Annotated in this window: 18 protein-coding genes; 17 read left to right on the forward strand and 1 reads right to left on the reverse strand. The window is 57.8% G+C overall.

The window, feature by feature from the left end:
* Positions 1–453: 453 nt before the first annotated feature.
* The 17 genes from mnmG (at position 454) to CFII64_RS17035 (ending at position 17,378) form a co-directional block, all read left to right on the forward strand.
* Positions 454–2,346, forward strand: coding sequence for a tRNA uridine-5-carboxymethylaminomethyl(34) synthesis enzyme MnmG (gene mnmG, locus CFII64_RS16955; protein ID WP_020292037.1), 1,893 nt, complete (start codon positions 454–456; stop codon positions 2,344–2,346).
* 5 nt (positions 2,347–2,351) lie between these two features.
* Positions 2,352–2,987 carry a 16S rRNA (guanine(527)-N(7))-methyltransferase RsmG gene (gene rsmG / locus CFII64_RS16960; protein WP_020292038.1) on the forward strand — a complete coding sequence of 212 codons (636 nt, stop codon included), beginning with the start codon at positions 2,352–2,354 and terminating at the stop codon, positions 2,985–2,987.
* Between the two features lie 18 nt (positions 2,988–3,005).
* The gene (locus tag CFII64_RS16965; protein ID WP_020292039.1) at positions 3,006–3,797 is read left to right on the forward strand and encodes a ParA family protein; all 792 of its coding nucleotides are present in this window, start codon (positions 3,006–3,008) and stop codon (positions 3,795–3,797) included.
* 9 nt (positions 3,798–3,806) lie between these two features.
* Entirely contained in the window at positions 3,807–4,679 is an 873-nt protein-coding gene (locus CFII64_RS16970) for a ParB/RepB/Spo0J family partition protein (RefSeq protein WP_020292040.1), read from the forward strand.
* A gap of 146 nt (positions 4,680–4,825) precedes the next feature.
* Positions 4,826–5,233, forward strand: a complete 408-nt coding sequence (locus tag CFII64_RS16975) for a F0F1 ATP synthase subunit I (RefSeq protein WP_020292041.1) — start codon at positions 4,826–4,828, stop codon at positions 5,231–5,233.
* A 16-nt stretch (positions 5,234–5,249) separates the two neighbouring features.
* Positions 5,250–6,119 (forward strand): F0F1 ATP synthase subunit A, encoded by an 870-nt coding sequence (gene atpB / locus CFII64_RS16980; protein ID WP_020292042.1) that lies wholly within the window; start codon positions 5,250–5,252, stop codon positions 6,117–6,119.
* A gap of 149 nt (positions 6,120–6,268) precedes the next feature.
* Positions 6,269–6,526: a F0F1 ATP synthase subunit C gene (gene atpE / locus CFII64_RS16985; RefSeq protein ID WP_002555987.1), complete on the forward strand. Its 258-nt coding sequence runs from the start codon at positions 6,269–6,271 to the stop codon at positions 6,524–6,526.
* Between the two features lie 57 nt (positions 6,527–6,583).
* Positions 6,584–7,054 (forward strand): F0F1 ATP synthase subunit B, encoded by a 471-nt coding sequence (locus CFII64_RS16990; RefSeq protein ID WP_020292043.1) that lies wholly within the window; start codon positions 6,584–6,586, stop codon positions 7,052–7,054.
* A gap of 12 nt (positions 7,055–7,066) precedes the next feature.
* A complete protein-coding gene (locus tag CFII64_RS16995) occupies positions 7,067–7,603 on the forward strand; it encodes a F0F1 ATP synthase subunit delta (protein WP_020292044.1) in 537 nt (178 codons plus the stop codon).
* A 21-nt stretch (positions 7,604–7,624) separates the two neighbouring features.
* Positions 7,625–9,169 (forward strand): F0F1 ATP synthase subunit alpha, encoded by a 1,545-nt coding sequence (gene atpA / locus CFII64_RS17000; RefSeq protein ID WP_020292045.1) that lies wholly within the window; start codon positions 7,625–7,627, stop codon positions 9,167–9,169.
* Positions 9,170–9,219: 50 nt separating this feature from the next.
* A complete protein-coding gene (atpG, locus tag CFII64_RS17005; RefSeq protein ID WP_020292046.1) occupies positions 9,220–10,080 on the forward strand; it encodes a F0F1 ATP synthase subunit gamma in 861 nt (286 codons plus the stop codon).
* A 27-nt stretch (positions 10,081–10,107) separates the two neighbouring features.
* The gene (gene atpD / locus CFII64_RS17010) at positions 10,108–11,487 is read left to right on the forward strand and encodes a F0F1 ATP synthase subunit beta (RefSeq protein WP_020292047.1); all 1,380 of its coding nucleotides are present in this window, start codon (positions 10,108–10,110) and stop codon (positions 11,485–11,487) included.
* Between the two features lie 44 nt (positions 11,488–11,531).
* Positions 11,532–11,957, forward strand: a complete 426-nt coding sequence (locus CFII64_RS17015; protein ID WP_020292048.1) for a F0F1 ATP synthase subunit epsilon — start codon at positions 11,532–11,534, stop codon at positions 11,955–11,957.
* A 116-nt stretch (positions 11,958–12,073) separates the two neighbouring features.
* A complete protein-coding gene (gene glmU, locus CFII64_RS17020) occupies positions 12,074–13,441 on the forward strand; it encodes a bifunctional UDP-N-acetylglucosamine diphosphorylase/glucosamine-1-phosphate N-acetyltransferase GlmU (protein WP_020292049.1) in 1,368 nt (455 codons plus the stop codon).
* A gap of 156 nt (positions 13,442–13,597) precedes the next feature.
* Positions 13,598–14,365: a DeoR/GlpR family DNA-binding transcription regulator gene (locus tag CFII64_RS17025; RefSeq protein ID WP_044901459.1), complete on the forward strand. Its 768-nt coding sequence runs from the start codon at positions 13,598–13,600 to the stop codon at positions 14,363–14,365.
* Positions 14,366–14,375: 10 nt separating this feature from the next.
* Complete coding sequence (gene glmS / locus CFII64_RS17030; RefSeq protein WP_020292051.1) at positions 14,376–16,211, forward strand: glutamine--fructose-6-phosphate transaminase (isomerizing); 1,836 nt, start codon at positions 14,376–14,378, stop codon at positions 16,209–16,211.
* Positions 16,212–16,457: 246 nt separating this feature from the next.
* The gene (locus tag CFII64_RS17035; protein ID WP_020292052.1) at positions 16,458–17,378 is read left to right on the forward strand and encodes an Abi family protein; all 921 of its coding nucleotides are present in this window, start codon (positions 16,458–16,460) and stop codon (positions 17,376–17,378) included.
* Positions 17,379–17,421: 43 nt separating this feature from the next.
* On the opposite strand, the gene CFII64_RS17040 is transcribed toward CFII64_RS17035, so the two are convergent.
* A complete protein-coding gene (locus tag CFII64_RS17040; RefSeq protein ID WP_020292053.1) occupies positions 17,422–18,855 on the reverse strand; it encodes a PLP-dependent aminotransferase family protein in 1,434 nt (477 codons plus the stop codon).
* Between the last annotated feature and the right edge of the window lie 78 nt (positions 18,856–18,933).

Genomic DNA, 18,933 nt, shown 5'->3' on the forward strand with positions numbered 1-18,933 from the left:
TGGAGAAAATCTCGCTAACCGCCCGCTCGTCCAGACAGATTTTTTCAGCCAATTTCAAAGAATTTCACCCATAAGCCCTGTGCATAACGCACCTTTAGCTCGGTTGATAAGCGGGGGTTAAACCTGAGGAAAAACCCGCCTGTGGACAAGTACCGTTTTAATCCACAGGCTCACGGCGGTTATCCCAACCCCTCACTGGCACATGACCACAGACTTTTGAATCTCTGTACACATTGATTTATATAGCCTGTAGGATTCTATCCACAGAAAATGTGCTCAGTAGAAATAAACATAAAAACAAAGATTCTATAAATCTTCTCTCTTTTAATTTCTATATCTGAGAGTTTTCCACAGCTGGTTAAATTTTGTTCAACGGGTTCCTTTCAGGGGGGTGAAGTCCCTATACTTGTCAGCTATCCCAAATTCCCATCTACAACAGGCACGAGGTGCGTGGTGGATTTCCCTTCCCGTTTTGAAGTGATCGTCATCGGTGGCGGTCATGCCGGTACCGAGGCCGCACTGGCGTCGGCACGTATGGGTGCAAAAACCCTTCTGTTGACCCATAACGTGGAAACGCTGGGTCAGATGAGCTGCAACCCGGCGATCGGTGGCATTGGTAAAAGCCATCTGGTCAAGGAAATCGACGCCTTGGGCGGCGCCATGGCGATGGCCACGGACAAAGGTGGTATTCAATTCCGCGTCTTGAACAGTCGTAAAGGCCCGGCAGTCCGGGCTACTCGTGCTCAGGCCGACCGCGTCCTGTACAAGGCCGCGATCCGTGAAGCCATCGAAAACCAGCCGAACCTGTGGATATTTCAACAGGCCTGTGACGATCTGATCGTCGAGCAGGATCAGGTACGTGGTGTCGTGACCCAAATGGGCCTGCGCATCATGGCCGACTCGGTTGTGTTGACCACTGGCACCTTCCTCGGTGGACTTATCCACATCGGAATGCAGAATTACTCGGGTGGTCGCGCCGGTGATCCGCCGTCGATTGCCCTGGCACAACGCTTACGTGAATTGCCGCTGCGCGTTGGTCGCCTGAAAACCGGTACGCCGCCGCGCATCGACGGTCGTTCGGTAGATTTTTCGGTGATGACCGAGCAACCGGGCGATACGCCGATTCCGGTCATGTCGTTCATGGGCTCCAGGGAACAGCATCCGGCCCAGGTCAGTTGCTGGATCACCCATACCAACGCCCGCACCCACGAAATCATTGCGGCCAACCTTGATCGTTCGCCGATGTATTCGGGAATCATCGAAGGCGTCGGCCCGCGCTATTGCCCATCGATCGAAGACAAGATCCACCGCTTTGCCGACAAGGAAAGCCATCAGGTCTTCATCGAGCCGGAAGGGCTGAACACCCACGAGCTGTATCCAAACGGCATTTCCACTTCCCTGCCGTTCGACGTTCAGCTGCAAGTGGTGCGCTCGATTCGCGGAATGGAAAACGCCCATATCGTGCGTCCCGGCTATGCCATCGAATACGACTATTTCGACCCTCGCGACCTGAAATACAGCCTGGAAACCAAGGTCATCGGCGGTCTGTTCTTCGCTGGGCAGATCAACGGCACGACCGGTTACGAAGAAGCCGGAGCCCAGGGTTTGCTGGCCGGAGCCAACGCTGCACTGCGTGCCCAAGGCAAGGAAAGCTGGTGTCCGCGACGGGACGAGGCGTACATCGGCGTGCTGGTCGACGACCTGATTACCCTGGGAACTCAGGAACCGTACCGGATGTTCACCTCCCGGGCGGAATACCGTTTGATCCTGCGTGAAGACAACGCCGATCTGCGTCTGACCGAGAAGGGCCGCGAGTTGGGTCTGGTCGATGATCAGCGCTGGGCCGCATTCTGCACCAAGCGCGAAAGCATCGAGCGCGAAGAGCAGCGTCTGAAAAGTACCTGGGTTCGTCCCGGCACCGAACAGGGCGAAGCGATTGCCAACCATTTCGGTACGCCGCTGACCCACGAATACAATCTGCTCAACCTGCTGACCCGTCCGGAAATCGATTACGCCAGTCTGGTGTCGATCACTGGTGATGGCTGCCTGGATCCACAAGTGGCCGAACAGGTCGAGATCAAGGCCAAGTACGCCGGATACATCGACCGTCAGCAGGACGAGATTGCCCGGTTGCGGGCCAGTGAAGACACTAAACTTCCGGAAGACATCGACTACACCGGCATTTCCGGCCTGTCGAAAGAAATTCAGAGCAAGCTGGGGATAACCCGGCCGGAAACCCTCGGACAGGCTTCACGCATCCCCGGCGTTACCCCGGCGGCGATTTCCCTGTTGATGATTCATTTGAAAAAACGCGGCGCGGGCCGTCAGTTGGAGCAAAGCGCTTGAGTTCTATGGTCACCCCGCAACACGCCGAAGAGTTGTCCCGTGGCGCCCAACAGCTGGGTGTTACCCTCAGCGAGGGCCAGCACAACCAGCTGCTGGCTTACCTGGCGCTGCTGATCAAGTGGAACAAGGCCTACAATCTCACTGCGGTGCGTAATCCAGACGAGATGGTTTCGCGGCATTTGCTCGACAGCCTGAGCGTCGTCCCCTTCATCGAAGGCCCGCGTTGGCTCGATGTCGGCAGTGGCGGCGGCATGCCTGGCATTCCATTGGCTATCCTGTTTCCGGAGATGAAAGTCACCGTGCTGGACAGCAATGGCAAGAAAACACGATTTCTGACCCAGGTTAAACTTGAGCTCAAGCTCGACAATCTGGAAGTTATCCACAGCCGTGCAGAGTCGTATCAGCCCGCAGTACCGTTTACCGGGATTGTTTCCCGGGCGTTCAGCAGCCTCGAGGACTTTACCGGGTGGACCCGACACATGGGTGACACCGATACGCGATGGCTGGCGATGAAAGGGCTGCATCCTGCCGATGAGCTGGTAGCATTACCGGCAGATTTTTACCTCGATAGCGCACAAGCCTTGACCGTTCCAGGTTGCCAAGGCCAACGCCATCTGCTGATACTGCGCCGCACGGCATGACGGGGAACACAAGCAAGAATGGCTAAGGTATTCGCGATAGCGAACCAAAAGGGCGGTGTGGGCAAAACCACCACCTGCATCAACCTCGCAGCGTCACTGGTCGCGACCAAGCGCCGCGTTCTGTTGATCGATCTCGACCCGCAAGGCAACGCTACGATGGGTAGCGGTGTGGATAAACACGGGTTGGAAAACTCCATTTACGACGTACTGATCGGCGAATGTGATCTGGTGCAGGCCATGCAGTTTTCCGAGCATGGCGGTTATCAGCTGTTGCCGGCCAACCGCGACCTTACGGCTGCGGAAGTCAATCTGCTGGAAATGCAGATGAAGGAAAGTCGCCTGCGCAATGCGCTGGCGCCGATCCGCGAGAACTACGACTACATCCTCATCGACTGTCCGCCGTCGTTGTCGATGCTCACGTTGAACGCTCTGGTTGCAGCCGACGGGGTAATTATCCCCATGCAATGCGAATACTTTGCCCTCGAAGGGCTCAGTGACCTTGTGGATAACATCAAGCGCATTGGCGAACTGCTCAACCCGCAGTTGAAAATCGAAGGCCTGTTGCGAACCATGTATGACCCTCGCCTGAGCCTGATCAACGACGTTTCTGCCCAGCTCAAGGAACACTTTGGCGAGCAGCTGTACGACACGGTGATTCCGCGCAACATCCGTCTGGCCGAGGCACCGAGTTTCGGCATGCCGGCGCTGGCGTATGACAAGTCATCGCGCGGTGCGCTGGCCTACCTGGCTCTGGCCGGGGAAATGGTCCGTCGTCAACGGCGCACTACGCGCACAGCTCAGCCAACTTAAGGGAATCCCATGGCCGTCAAGAAACGAGGTCTCGGACGTGGGCTGGACGCACTTCTGAGCAGTCCAACCGTCAGTTCGCTGGAAGAACAGGCCGTCAAGGCCGATCAGCGCGAATTGCAGCACGTACCGCTGGACCTGATCCAGCGGGGCAAATATCAACCGCGCCGCGACATGGACCCGCAAGCCCTCGAAGAGCTGGCCCAGTCGATCAAGGCCCAAGGCGTGATGCAGCCCATCGTGGTGCGGCCGCTTGCCGACAACCGTTTTGAAATCATTGCCGGTGAGCGCCGCTGGCGTGCCAGCCAGCAGGCGGGGATGGAAACCATTCCGGCGATGGTGCGCGATGTGCCGGACGAAACGGCCATCGCCATGGCGCTGATCGAGAATATTCAGCGTGAAGACCTCAATCCCATCGAGGAAGCGGTCGCCCTGCAGCGTTTGCAGCAGGAGTTCCAGCTTACCCAGCAGCAAGTCGCCGACGCGGTGGGCAAGTCCCGCGTCAGCGTGGCCAACCTGCTGCGTCTGATTGCGTTGCCGGAAGTCATCAAGACCATGCTGTCCCATGGCGATCTGGAAATGGGTCATGCCCGAGCTTTGCTGGGTTTGCCGGAAGACCGGCAGGTCGAAGGGGCGCGACACGTTGTCGCACGTGGCCTGACGGTGCGTCAGACCGAGGCCCTGGTTCGCCAGTGGCTGAGCGGCAAACCGGCCGCTGCGGAACCGGTAAAAACCGATCCGGACATCAGCCGCCTGGAACAGCGATTGGCCGAGCGGCTGGGCTCCGCGGTGCAAATACGCCACGGGCAGAAGGGAAAAGGTCAATTGGTTATCCGATATAACTCACTGGATGAGCTTCAGGGCGTACTCGCACACATCCGCTGAAACAATTGCTGTGTAGCGTGTAGTCGGAAATCACTACCTGACGGTTGAATAGGGGCTTAAGCGCCCCTATACTCTGCGCGCATTTTGTCGGCACATTTTATGCCAAGTTATTGATTTTGGCGGCCGACGCATCAGGAGCAATTGTGATGGAATCACGCATGCCAAACCGCTTGCCGTTCCATCGCCTGGCGGTTTTTCCGGTACTGCTTGCTCAATTTATTGTCCTGCTGCTGGCAGCTTTGGCGCTTTGGCAGTGGCATGGGGTCGTAGCTGGATACTCAGGGCTGTGCGGAGGCCTGATAGCTTGGCTCCCCAATTTGTATTTCGCTCACAAGGCTTTCCGGTTCACCGGGGCTAGAGCAGCGCAAGCCATTGTCCGGTCTTTTTATGCCGGCGAGGCGGGCAAACTGATTTTGACGGCAGTGCTGTTTGCACTGACGTTCGCAGGTGTGAAGCCATTGGCGCCGCTGGCTGTATTCGGCGTCTTCATGCTGACCCAACTGGTCAGCTGGTTCGCACCGGTGCTTATGAGAACAAGACTTTCGAGACCTTAGGGCGTTTGAGGCAACCATGGCAGAGCAAACAGCTTCGGGCTATATCCAGCACCACTTGCAGAACCTGACCTTTGGTCATTTGCCGGACGGCACTTGGGGCTTCGCCCACGATGCGGCCGCGGCGAAGGAAATGGGTTTTTGGGCTTTCCACGTCGATACCCTCGGCTGGTCGGTCGCACTGGGTCTGATCTTCGTCCTGATTTTCCGCATGGCGGCAAAAAAGGCGACTTCCGGTCAACCAGGCGCACTGCAGAACTTCGTTGAAGTGCTCGTCGAGTTCGTCGACGGCAGCGTGAAGGACAGCTTCCACGGTCGTAGCCCGGTGATTGCACCGCTGGCACTGACCATTTTCGTCTGGGTTTTCCTGATGAACGCCGTCGACCTTATCCCGGTCGACTGGATTCCTCAGCTGGCGATCATGATCACCGGGGATTCTCACATTCCGTTCCGTGCGGTATCGACGACTGACCCTAACGCCACCCTGGGCATGGCCCTGTCGGTGTTTGCGTTGATCATCATCTACAGTATCAAGGTCAAGGGCATCGGCGGCTTCATCGGCGAACTGACCCTTCACCCGTTCGGCAGCAAGAACATCTTTGTTCAGGCGCTGTTGATTCCGGTGAACTTCCTGCTTGAATTCGTGACTCTGATTGCCAAGCCTATTTCGTTGGCACTGCGTCTGTTCGGCAACATGTACGCTGGCGAGCTGGTGTTTATCCTGATCGCCGTCATGTTCGGCAGCGGCCTGCTCTGGCTGAGCGGCCTGGGCGTGGTTCTGCAATGGGCGTGGGCTGTCTTCCACATCCTGATCATCACCTTGCAGGCGTTCATCTTCATGATGCTGACCATCGTTTACCTGTCGATGGCTCACGAAGACAACCATTAAGACTCGCCTGGCGCGTCTGGATGTACCTCTCGTTTCGGCGAGAGGATAGCCGCAAGCGGGTAACCGCAAGGGCTGATGCTGGAAACGATTTGTTTTACCGCTTTAATCTAAAAAACCTAACCAATACGACGTAAAAGTCGGGAGGAAAGATGGAAACTGTAGTTGGTCTAACTGCTATCGCTGTTGCACTGTTGATCGGCCTGGGCGCACTGGGTACTGCAATCGGTTTCGGCCTGCTGGGCGGCAAGTTCCTGGAAGGCGCTGCTCGCCAACCAGAAATGGTTCCAATGCTGCAGGTCAAAATGTTCATCGTTGCCGGTCTGCTCGACGCCGTGACCATGATCGGTGTTGGTATCGCTCTGTTCTTCACCTTTGCGAACCCCTTCGTTGGTCAACTCGCTGGCTAATCTCTCGAATATTCGAGGTGATTGGTGTGATGGACAACGAACGAGCGAGGTGTTGGCGTGAACATTAATGCAACCCTGATTGGCCAGTCCGTTGCGTTCTTCATTTTTGTGCTGTTCTGCATGAAGTACGTTTGGCCTCCGGTCATTACGGCTTTGCACGAACGTCAGAAGAAGATCGCGGATGGACTGGACGCTGCCAGCCGAGCAGCTCGCGACCTGGAGTTGGCCCAAGAGAAAGCGGGTCATCAACTGCGCGATGCAAAAGCTCAGGCAGCTGAAATCATTGAGCAAGCCAAGAAACGCGGTACTCAGATTGTCGACGAAGCCCGGGAACAGGCTCGCGTTGAAGCTGAACGTGTGAAGGCTCAGGCTCAGGCCGAGATCGAGCAGGAACTGAACAGTGTCAAAGATGCGCTGCGCGCCCAATTGGGTAGCCTGGCAGTCAACGGCGCTGAGAAGATCCTGGGTGCCACAATCGATCAAAACGCGCACGCGGAGCTGGTTAATAAACTGGCTGCTGAAATTTAAGCGAGGGCGATCATGGCAGAACTGACCACGTTGGCCCGACCTTACGCTAAGGCTGCCTTCGAGTACGCCCAGGCTCACCAGCAACTGGCCAATTGGTCAGCCATGCTCGGCCTGGCTGCAGCGGTGTCGGAAGACGACACCATGCAGCGCGTACTCAAGGCCCCGCGACTGACGAGCGCAGACAAGGCCACCACTTTTATTGAAGTGTGTGGCGACAAGTTCGATGCCAAGGCACAGAATTTCATCCACATCGTTGCTGAAAACGACCGTCTCCCGCTTTTGCCGGAGATCGCCGAACTGTTTGACCTGTACAAGGCCGAGCAGGAAAAATCAGTCGATGTCGATGTCACCAGTGCTTTTGCATTGAACCAAGAACAGCAAGACAAACTCGCCAAGGTTCTCAGTGCACGGCTCGGCCGGGAAGTGCGCCTGCACGCTGCGGAGGATGCCACCCTGATCGGTGGTGTCGTAATCCGCGCCGGCGACCTGGTTATCGATGGCTCAGTTCGCGGCAAACTCGCGCAACTAGCCGAAGCATTGAAATCTTGAGTTTGAAGGGGCAGCAGAGCAATGCAGCAACTCAATCCTTCCGAAATAAGTGAAATCATCAAGGGTCGCATCGACAAGCTCGATGTAACCTCCCAAGCCCGTAACGAAGGCACAGTCGTCAGCGTATCTGACGGCATCGTGCGGATTCACGGTCTGGCCGACGTAATGTACGGCGAGATGATCGAGTTTCCGGGCGGCGTCTACGGTATGGCGCTGAACCTTGAGCAAGACTCTGTAGGTGCTGTGGTACTGGGCGCATACACGACTCTGGCTGAAGGCATGAGCGCTAAGTGCACTGGCCGCATCCTTGAAGTTCCGGTTGGTCCGGAACTGCTCGGCCGCGTAGTCGATGCACTGGGTAACCCAGTTGACGGCAAAGGCCCTCTGAACAACGTCATCACTGACGCTGTCGAGAAGGTTGCACCGGGCGTGATCTGGCGTAAGTCGGTCGACCAGCCTGTGCAGACCGGCTACAAAGCCGTCGATGCCATGATTCCAGTCGGCCGTGGCCAGCGTGAGCTGATCATCGGTGACCGTCAGATCGGTAAAACCGCTCTGGCCATCGACGCAATCATCAACCAGAAAGACAGCGGCATCTTCTGCGTCTACGTAGCAATTGGTCAGAAACAATCGACCATCGCCAACGTGGTTCGCAAACTCGAAGAAAACGGCGCGTTGGCTAACACCATCGTCGTTGCTGCCAGTGCTTCCGAATCCGCTGCGCTGCAGTTCCTTGCACCGTACTCGGGTTGCACCATGGGCGAGTATTTCCGCGACCGCGGTGAAGACGCGCTGATCGTTTATGACGATCTGTCCAAGCAAGCAGTGGCTTACCGCCAGATTTCCCTGCTGCTGCGCCGTCCACCAGGCCGTGAAGCTTACCCAGGCGACGTGTTCTATCTCCACTCCCGTCTGCTGGAACGCGCATCGCGTGTTTCCGAAGAATACGTAGAGAAGTTCACCAATGGCGCAGTGACCGGCAAAACCGGTTCCCTGACCGCGTTGCCGATCATCGAAACCCAGGCTGGCGACGTTTCCGCGTTCGTTCCGACCAACGTGATTTCCATCACCGACGGTCAGATCTTCCTGGAATCGGCCATGTTCAACTCCGGCATCCGTCCGGCTGTGAACGCCGGTGTTTCGGTATCCCGTGTGGGCGGTGCTGCGCAGACCAAGATCATCAAGAAGCTCTCCGGTGGTATCCGTACCGCTCTGGCTCAGTACCGTGAACTGGCGGCATTCGCCCAGTTCGCTTCTGACCTGGACGAAGCGACCCGTAAGCAACTTGAGCATGGTCAGCGCGTTACCGAGCTGATGAAGCAGAAGCAATATGCACCAATGTCGATTGCTGACATGGCGCTGTCGCTGTATGCCGCTGAGCGTGGGTTCCTGATCGACATCGAAATCGCCAAGATTGGCAGCTTTGAACAAGCGCTGATTGCTTACTTCAACCGCGATCACGCCGATTTGATGGCGAAGATCAACGTGAAGGGTGACTTCAATGACGAAATCGACGCTGGCATGAAAGCCGGTATCGAGAAGTTCAAGGCCACCCAAACCTGGTAAGCCGCAGCGGGGGCCGAAAGGCTCCCGCTTGCTAACCTGATAGGTGTTACATGGCAGGCGCAAAAGAGATTCGCAGCAAGATTGCGAGCATCAAAAGCACGCAAAAGATCACCAGCGCCATGGAAAAAGTGGCGGTCAGTAAAATGCGCAAGGCTCAAATGCGCATGGCTGCTAGCCGTCCTTACGCGGAGCGCATCCGCCAGGTGATTGGTCATCTGGCCAACGCCAACCCGGAATACCGCCACCCGTTCATGATCGAGCGCGAAGTAAAGCGTGTCGGTTATGTCGTAGTGAGCAGTGACCGTGGTTTGTGCGGTGGCTTGAATACCAACCTGTTCAAGGCTTTGGTCAGGGACATGGCGGTAAACCGTGGAAACGGCGTAGAGATCGATCTGTGTGTGGTCGGCAGCAAAGGTGCGGCATTTTTCCGCAACTTCGGCGGTAACGTCGTCGCTGCGATCAGCCACTTGGGCGAAGAGCCGTCGATCAATGATTTGATCGGCAGCGTCAAGGTGATGCTGGATGCCTACCTGGATGGCCGTATTGATCGCCTGTCCGTGGTGTCCAACAAGTTCATCAACACCATGACCCAGCAGCCAACGGTGGAGCAATTGATTCCGCTGGTGGCAACCCCGGATCAGAAACTCAAGCACCACTGGGACTATCTCTACGAACCGGACGCCAAAGAGCTGCTTGACGGCTTGATGGTTCGCTACGTTGAGTCGCAGGTGTACCAGGCGGTGGTCGAGAACAACGCAGCTGAACAAGCAGCGCGGATGATCGCGATGAAGAACGCCACAGACAACGCCGGTGATTTGATCAGCGATTTGCAGCTGATCTACAACAAGGCGCGTCAGGCAGCGATCACCCAAGAGATCTCGGAAATCGTCGGCGGCGCTGCCGCGGTTTAACGGTTCAAATATTAGAGGAACCAGCTAATGAGTAGCGGACGTATCGTTCAAATCATCGGCGCCGTGATCGACGTGGAATTCCCACGCGATAGCGTACCGAGCATCTACAACGCGCTGTTGGTTCAAAGCGCGGCAGGGACCACCCTGGAAGTTCAGCAACAGCTGGGCGACGGCGTGGTTCGCACCATTGCGATGGGCTCCACCGAGGGCTTGAAGCGCGGTCTGGAAGTGACAGACTCTGGCGCAGCCATCTCCGTACCGGTCGGCAAAGCGACTCTGGGCCGGATCATGGACGTGCTGGGCAACCCGATCGACGAAGCCGGTCCAATCGCCACCGAAGAACGCTGGGGCATTCACCGTCCTGCGCCAACCTTCGCTGAGCAAGCGGGCGGCAACGATCTGCTGGAAACAGGCATCAAGGTTATCGACCTGGTTTGCCCGTTCGCCAAAGGCGGTAAAGTCGGTCTGTTCGGTGGTGCCGGTGTAGGCAAAACCGTAAACATGATGGAACTGATCCGTAACATCGCCATCGAGCACAGCGGTTATTCCGTGTTCGCCGGTGTGGGTGAGCGTACTCGTGAGGGTAACGACTTCTACCACGAGATGAAGGACTCCAACGTTCTGGACAAAGTGGCACTGGTTTACGGTCAGATGAACGAGCCGCCGGGTAACCGTCTGCGCGTAGCACTGACCGGCCTGACCATGGCCGAGAAATTCCGTGACGAAGGTAACGACGTTCTGCTTTTCGTCGACAACATCTATCGTTACACGCTGGCCGGTACTGAAGTATCCGCACTGCTGGGCCGTATGCCTTCGGCAGTAGGTTACCAGCCGACCCTGGCCGAAGAGATGGGTACTCTGCAAGAGCGCATCACTTCGACCAAGAACGGTTCGATCACTTCCATCCAGGCGGTATACGTACCGGCGGATGACTTGACTGACCCGTCGCCAGCGACCACGTTTGCCCACTTGGATGCAACCGTCGTACTGTCCCGTGACATCGCTTCCCTGGGTATCTACCCAGCGGTAGACCCACTGGATTCGACTTCGCGCCAGCTGGACCCGAACGTAATCGGCCAGGAACACTACGACACCGCTCGCGGCGTACAGTACGTGTTGCAGCGCTACAAAGAACTGAAGGACATCATTGCGATCCTGGGTATGGACGAGCTGTCGGAGACCGACAAACAGTTGGTTAACCGTGCTCGTAAGATCCAGCGCTTCCTGTCGCAACCGTTCTTCGTGGCTGAAGTCTTCACTGGTGCATCGGGTAAATACGTTTCCCTGAAAGACACCATTGCCGGCTTCAAAGGCATCCTCAACGGTGACTACGACCACTTGCCAGAACAAGCGTTCTACATGGTCGGCGGCATCGAAGAAGCGATCGAGAAAGCCAAGAAACTGTAATCCCAGCGCCCGGCAACGGGCGCTAATCAGGTCGAGGCAAGCAAATGGCTATGACAGTCCATTGCGATATCGTCAGCGCGGAAGGAGAAATTTTCTCCGGTCTGGTCGAGATGGTGATTGCGCACGGCAACCTGGGTGATATCGGTATCGCTCCAGGTCACGCGCCGCTGATCACTGATCTGAAACCAGGTCCGATCCGCTTGATCAAGCAGGGCGGAGCAGCTGAGGTGTATTACATCTCGGGTGGTTTCCTCGAGGTTCAACCGAACATGGTCAAGGTGCTTGCCGACACTGTGCAACGCGCTGATGACCTGGACGAAGCCTCTGCTCAGGCCGCCGTAAAGGCCGCCGAGAAAGCTCTGCACGAAAAGGGCGCGGATTTCGATTACGGATCTGCAACCGCTCGTCTGGCCGAGGCCGCAGCCCAGCTGCGTACCGTTCAGCAAATTCGCAAGAAGTACGGCGGCTAACCCCGTCGTCATTCTGCGCGATTGAGTAAAAGGGTAGCCTCGGCTACCCTTTTTCTTTTTTCAGGATCAGCCCACCCGGATTCACGGGTTCGCGGCTCGCTCAGTTGGAAGCCCTCATGTCTCTCGATATCGTTATTCTCGCCGCCGGCCAAGGCACTCGCATGCGTTCGGCCCTGCCCAAGGTTCTGCATCCGGTCGCTGGCGACTCCATGCTCGGGCATGTTATCCACAGCGCCCGCCAGCTTGCGCCGCAGCGTATCCATGTCGTGATCGGGCATGGCGCGGATGTCGTGCGTGAGCGTCTGGCGGCAGATGACTTGAACTTTGTGATGCAGGACAAGCAACTGGGTACCGGCCACGCGGTTGCACAGGCGCTGCCGGAGCTGACTGCCGAGAACGTGCTGATCCTTTACGGCGATGTGCCACTTATTGAAGTGGAAACCCTTCGACGTCTGCTGAAACAGGTCAACGCCGAGCAGCTGGGTCTGCTGACCGTCAACCTCGACGATCCGACCGGTTATGGTCGCATCGTGCGGGACGAGCAGAATCGTGTCTGTGCCATCGTCGAGCACAAAGACGCAACCGACGCCCAGAAAGCGATTACCGAAGGCAACACCGGAATTCTGGCGGTACCGGGCAAGCGCCTGGCTGACTGGCTGGGACGGCTGTCGAACAACAATGCCCAAGGCGAGTACTACCTGACGGACGTGATCGCCATGGCGGTCGGCGACGGCCTGGTGGTGGCGACCGAGCAGCCCCACGACGCCATGGAAGTGCAGGGCGCCAACGACCGCAAGCAGCTGGCGGAACTGGAGCGTCACTATCAATTGCGCGAAGCCCGCCGCTTGATGGCGCAAGGCGTGACCTTGCGTGACCCGGCGCGTTTTGACGTGCGCGGCGAAGTGACCGTAGGTCGCGACGTGCTGATTGATATCAACGTGATCCTCGAAGGCCGGGTGATTATCGAAGACAACGTGGAGATCGGCCCGAACTGCGTGATCAAGGACAGCACTCTACGCAAAGGCGTCGTCATCAAGGCCAACAGCCATATCGACGGCGCGATCATGGGTGAGGGCAGCGATGCTGGTCCGTTCGCCCGTCTGCGTCCGGGGAGCGTGCTGGAAGCCAAGGCGCATGTGGGTAACTTCGTCGAGCTGAAGAATGCCCATCTGGGCGAAGGCGTGAAAGCCGGCCATCTGACCTACCTTGGCGATACCGTGATTGGTGCCCGTACCAACATCGGCGCCGGCACCATTACGGTTAACTACGATGGGGCCAACAAGCACCAGACCCTGATTGGTGAAGACGTGTTCATCGGCTCCAACAACTCACTGATTGCGCCTGTGAGTATTGGCGATGGCTCGAACACCGCCGCCGGGTCGACCATCACCCAGGATGTGGATAAGTCGCAACTCGCCGTCGCCCGCGCTCGCCAGCGCAACATCGAAGGCTGGAAACGTCCGGTGAAGATCAAGAAATCGTAGGACCGGATTTATCTGGGAGGGTGCCGGGGAGATTGGCAAAACCCGGCACCTGTTCGTAACGCCTCGCGGATAAATCCGCTCCTACGGCTTGTTTTTTTTTGCGCAATAGGTTTTGATTGCCTTCGTTATCTTTCGAAACGAAACAAAACCGTGTCCATATCGAAACGCAATACTCCCCAGCGTCGCCACAACATCATCGCCTTGCTCAACGAGCAGGGCGAGGTCAGTGTGGATGAACTGGCGAAACGCTTCGAAACTTCCGAGGTTACGATTCGCAAGGATCTGACTGCGCTCGAAAGCAACGGCTTACTGCTGCGTCGTTACGGCGGTGCGGTCACGTTGCCGCAAGAGCTGATCACCGAAAGCGGTCAGCCAGTCTCGAAATACAAGCAGGCCATCGCCCGTGCTGCCGTTACCAGGATTCGCGAGCACGCGCGAATCATCATCGACAGTGGCAGCACCACCGCAGCGATGATTCCGCAACTGGGCCTGCAGCCGGGCCTGGTGGTGATGACCAACTCGCTGCATGTCGCCAGCGCTCTGTCCGAGCTGGAACACGAGCCGGTGTTGTTGATGACCGGCGGCACCTGGGACCCGCATTCCGAGTCCTTTCAGGGCCAGGTCGCCGAGCAAGTGCTGCGTTCCTACGATTTCGATCAGCTATTCATCGGTGCCGATGGCATCGATCTGAATCGTGGCACCACCACCTTCAACGAATTGCTGGGTTTGAGCCGGGTGATGGCTGAAGTGGCCCGAGAAGTGGTGGTGATGGTCGAAGCCGACAAAGTTGGACGCAAGATACCCAATCTGGAGCTGCCCTGGAGCAGCGTCCACACCCTGATTACCGATGATCGCCTGCCCATTGAGGCACGCGAACAGATTGAAGCCCGCGGCATAACGTTGATTTGCGCCGCCGTCAGCTAGGAGAAAACTTATGTGTGGAATCGTTGGTGCCGTCGCGGAACGTAATATCACCGCCATCTTGCTCGAAGGCCTGAAACGCCTGGAATACCGCGGCTATGACAGCGCCGGTGTCGCTGTCTTCAGCAACGCCGGTGTGCTTGAGCGCCGTCGTCGCTCAGGCAAGGTCAGCGAGCTGGAGCAGGCCTTGGCCGGAGAGCCGCTGGTAGGCCGTCTTGGCATCGCGCACACCCGTTGGGCGACTCACGGCGCGCCTTGCGAACGCAACGCCCACCCCCATTTCTCCGGCGAGGAACTGGCGGTTGTTCACAACGGCATCATCGAAAACCACGAAGCCCTGCGTGAGCGCCTCAAGGGGCTCGGCTATGTGTTCGTTTCCGATACCGATACCGAAGTCATCGTTCACTTGCTGGCCCACAAGCTCAAGGACACGCCGGACCTGACCGTCGCCCTGAAAGCGGCAGTCAAGGAACTGCATGGCGCTTACGGTCTGGCCGTGGTCAGCGCGAAACAACCGGATCGTCTGCTGGCCGCCCGCAGTGGCAGCCCGTTGGTGGTCGGTCTGGGCCTTGGCGAAAACTTCCTCGCCTCCGACCAGATGGCCCTGCGCCAGGTCACTGACCGCTTCATGTACCTGGAAGAAGGCGACATCGCCGAGATTCGTCGCGACAGCGTGCAGATCTGGGCCGTCGACGGCCTGCCGGTAGAACGTGAAGTCGTCCAGTACCGTGAAGGTGCGGAAGCTGCTGACAAGGGCGCGTTCCGTCACTTCATGCTCAAGGAAATCCACGAGCAGCCAAAAGTTGTGCAACGCACGCTTGAAGGTCGTCTGGGGCAGCAGCAGGTGTTGGTTCAGGCCTTTGGCCCGCAGGCCGCCGAGTTGTTCGCCAAAGTTCGTAATGTGCAGATCGTCGCCTGTGGCACCAGTTACCACGCCGGTATGGTGGCGCGTTACTGGCTGGAAGGGCTGGCGGGCATTCCGTGTCAGGTCGAAGTGGCCAGTGAGTTCCGCTATCGCAAGGTCGTGGTCCAGCCGGACACGCTCTTCGTCTCCATCTCCCAGTCCGGCGAAACCGCCGATACGCTGGCTGCGCTGCGCAATGCCAAGGAGCTGGGCTTCCTGGCCAGTCTGGCGATCTGCAACGTCAGCATCAGTTCGCTGGTGCGTGAGTCGGATCTGACCCTGCTGACTCAGGCCGGGCCGGAAATCGGCGTCGCGTCCACCAAAGCCTTCACCACGCAATTGGTCGGCCTGCTGTTGCTGACGCTGTCGCTGGGCCAGGTGCAGGGTACGTTAGGCGCAGGCGTCGAAGCCGAACTGGTCGAAGAGCTGCGGCGTCTGCCGACTCGTCTGGGTGAAGCGTTGGCCATGGATCACACCATCGAGAAAGTGGCCGAGTTGTTTGCCGAGAAGAATCACACGCTGTTCCTCGGTCGTGGCGCGCAATTCCCGGTGGCGATGGAAGGCGCGCTCAAGCTCAAGGAGATTTCCTACATCCACGCCGAAGCCTACCCGGCTGGCGAGCTCAAGCATGGCCCGTTGGCGCTGGTGGACAGCGACATGCCAGTGGTCACCGTTGCGCCAAACAACGAGCTGCTGGAAAAACTCAAATCGAACCTGCAGGAAGTCCGCGCGCGTGGCGGCGAATTGATCGTGTTCGCTGACGAACAAGCCGGCATGACCAACGGCGAAGGCACCCACGTGATCGCCATGCCGCACATCATCGATGCACTGTCGCCGATCCTCTACACGATCCCGCTGCAACTGCTCTCGTATTACGTCGCAGTGCTCAAGGGAACGGACGTCGATCAGCCGCGCAACCTGGCCAAGTCGGTGACTGTGGAATAAGTTATCCACAGCGAGTCATGAATTTTTGTGCAACCTTTTTTGCGGATTCATCCGTGACGCGCCGTTGACATAGCCGTTAGGTCCCGGCAATATTCGTCGCAATTGCGCCCGATCCTCTGGTGCTGGCTTAGTCCGGCATTACGTTTGGGCCTTCTTATTTCTGGGACATGGAAGTTGCCTGCGTTATCCCCTCCAAAACCGTTCTGTACCTATCCTGATCTGGTTACGCTGCTGGCCAATCGGGGTATGCAAATCGATGATCCATTGCGTGCTGAGCGTAAGCTTGCGCAGCTGGGTTATTACCGTCTCAGCGGATTCTGGTATCCGGCGCGCGAGTTCAAGATGAGCGGCCAGCAGCAGGAATTGTGCGAGGTAACCGGCAAGCCGCTGCGTCTGGACACGTTCCACGCTGCCACCGCTTTCGACGCAGCGGTTGGCGTTTACAAGTTCGATAAACAGTTGCGAATGCTCATGCTGGATGCAATCGAACGTCTGGAAGTCCACCTCAAGACCGTCATGGCTCACGAGGTCGGGTATCACGACCCCATGGCCTACACCAATGCGAAGTTCGTCCTGCGCAAGTGGACGCAAACCTACACTGATGGTCGCGGCAATCTGCGCAACAAGTGGACAGAATGGAGTCAGAAACAGCAGTCGCACATCGTGCGCAGTAGAGAGGATTGCATCCAGTGGCACTTGCGCTCAGGCAAGTCGATCCCTGTTTGGGTCGCGGTCGAGGCGTGGGACTTCGGTGACCTCTCGGAGTTTTTTGAGCTGCTGAGTCATAAGTATCAGAACCTTATCGTCGCCCGCCTTGGTTTAGACAACGCCAGGATACTGAGCCGATGGATGCAGCAGACCAGCCATCTGCGTAACCGATGTGCGCACCATGCGCGCATATGGAATCAGGCGTCTCCCAATCCGTTGGGGGTTTCTGCTGACCCTTATTTTCAGAAGCTGGGACTGGACCAACAAGCGCTTACGCGGCTGTACGGGTTGGTCGCGGTCATGTGGTTTTTGCTGCAGAAATTCGCACCAGGCTCGACCTGGATCAACGACGTCGCCGATCTCATCGATACAAAGCCAGATATGCCAGGATGCACTTTCAAGGCGATGGGGTTCCCGGACGAAACCGGATTTCCTCGCAAGCGGTTCGGGCTTGGCTAGTCGCAGGTCAGGCCCGGTTATCCACAGCTACCAGCTTCTACAGTCAGGGGTTGTTTATGGATAACTTCCCACATTCATCAATCACCCCCGCCAACCGCTCAGCCAGTTCCGCTGCCTGAGCCTCGCTGGTCACGTTGGTAAAACTCATCAACAGCCCGCGTTGGGCGGGTGAGGTGAGGTGCCAGTCGGACAATGCCTGAACCCCAAGCCCGGCCCGCCTTGCCGCAGCGGCGATGACTTGATCGTTCAGGCCTTCTTTCAGATCGGCGCACAGGTGCATGCCGCCTAACTGGAGGTTCACCGACAGCTGCATGCCCAGCCTGACGCTCAGTGCCTGGGTCAGCAACATTCGCCGATGGGCATAGAGGCTGCGCATCTTTTTCAGATGCCGGGAGAAGTGGCCTTGCTCGATAAAGGTGGCGACGGTGGATTGCCAGAGTTGCGGGCAATGGTTATGCATGTCGTCGGCCATTTTGCGGAACCGGTTGACCTGCGCCTCGGGCACCACCAGGTACGCAAGGCGCAAGCCGGGCACCAGCACCTTGCTGAAGGTGCCGCAGTACAAAACCCGGCCGTGTTCGTCCAGGCTCTTGAGCGCTGGAATCGGCCGACCTTTGTAACGGTATTCGCTGTCGTAATCGTCCTCGATGATCCAGCTGTCCTGGCGATTGGCCCAGTCCAACAGCGCCTGGCGGCGATTCAACGACAGTGAAACGCACAGCGGGCTCTGATGCGTGGGCGTGACCACGGCAAAGCGTGCATCGGGTGCGCGCTGGATGCCGGCCTCGACTATCAGGCCATCGCTGTCCACCGGCACCGGGACCAGTTGCATGCCCGCTTCGCCGAGAAACTGGTGGGCCATGAAATAGCCGGGATCTTCGAACCAGCAGTGATCGTCTTTGTGCATCAGGCTGCGGCAGATCAGATCCAGACAGCCGCGATAGCCTGCACAAATGAAGATCTGTTCCGGCAGGCAATTGATACCCCGCGAAATCCCCAGATACCCCGCCAGCGCGGTGCGCAGCGCCAGATCGCCGTGGCTGTCGGGATAGTTGAGTGCGTCCAGCCCGCCTTGGCGCAATGTGCGGCTGGCCAGCCGATTCCAGAGTTTGCGCGGAAACGCGTCCAGCGCGGGCATTCCCATCTGCAATGGCAAGGACGCAGTGCCGGGATGCACGACAGCAGGCTGCGGTTCGCGAGCGGGGCGGGTGGGCGGCGCGCCAGCCACAGCGTCAACCAGTTGCGAAACCACCGTGCCGGCCGGTCCACGGGCGAGCAGGTAACCTTCGCTGATCAATAGCTGATAAGCGGTTTCTACCGTGCCGCGCGCCAGGTTCAGTTCGGCGGCCAGCGCGCGCACCGATGGCACTCGATCCCCGGGCTTGAGGTGGCCATCGGCAATGGACTGGCGAAAGCGCAAATAGATCTGCCGATACAGGGGCGCGTCCGGGGTTGTGTCGGGCAAGGATTTATTCATCGCATGGCCTAGTCGTTTTTGCACTTCTTGGCTCTATAGAGTAGGCCATGTGGCGCATACAGTGGGCACACATTTGAA

The sequence above is a fragment of the Pseudomonas sp. CFII64 genome, from assembly GCF_000416235.1.
Classification (GTDB): domain Bacteria; phylum Pseudomonadota; class Gammaproteobacteria; order Pseudomonadales; family Pseudomonadaceae; genus Aquipseudomonas.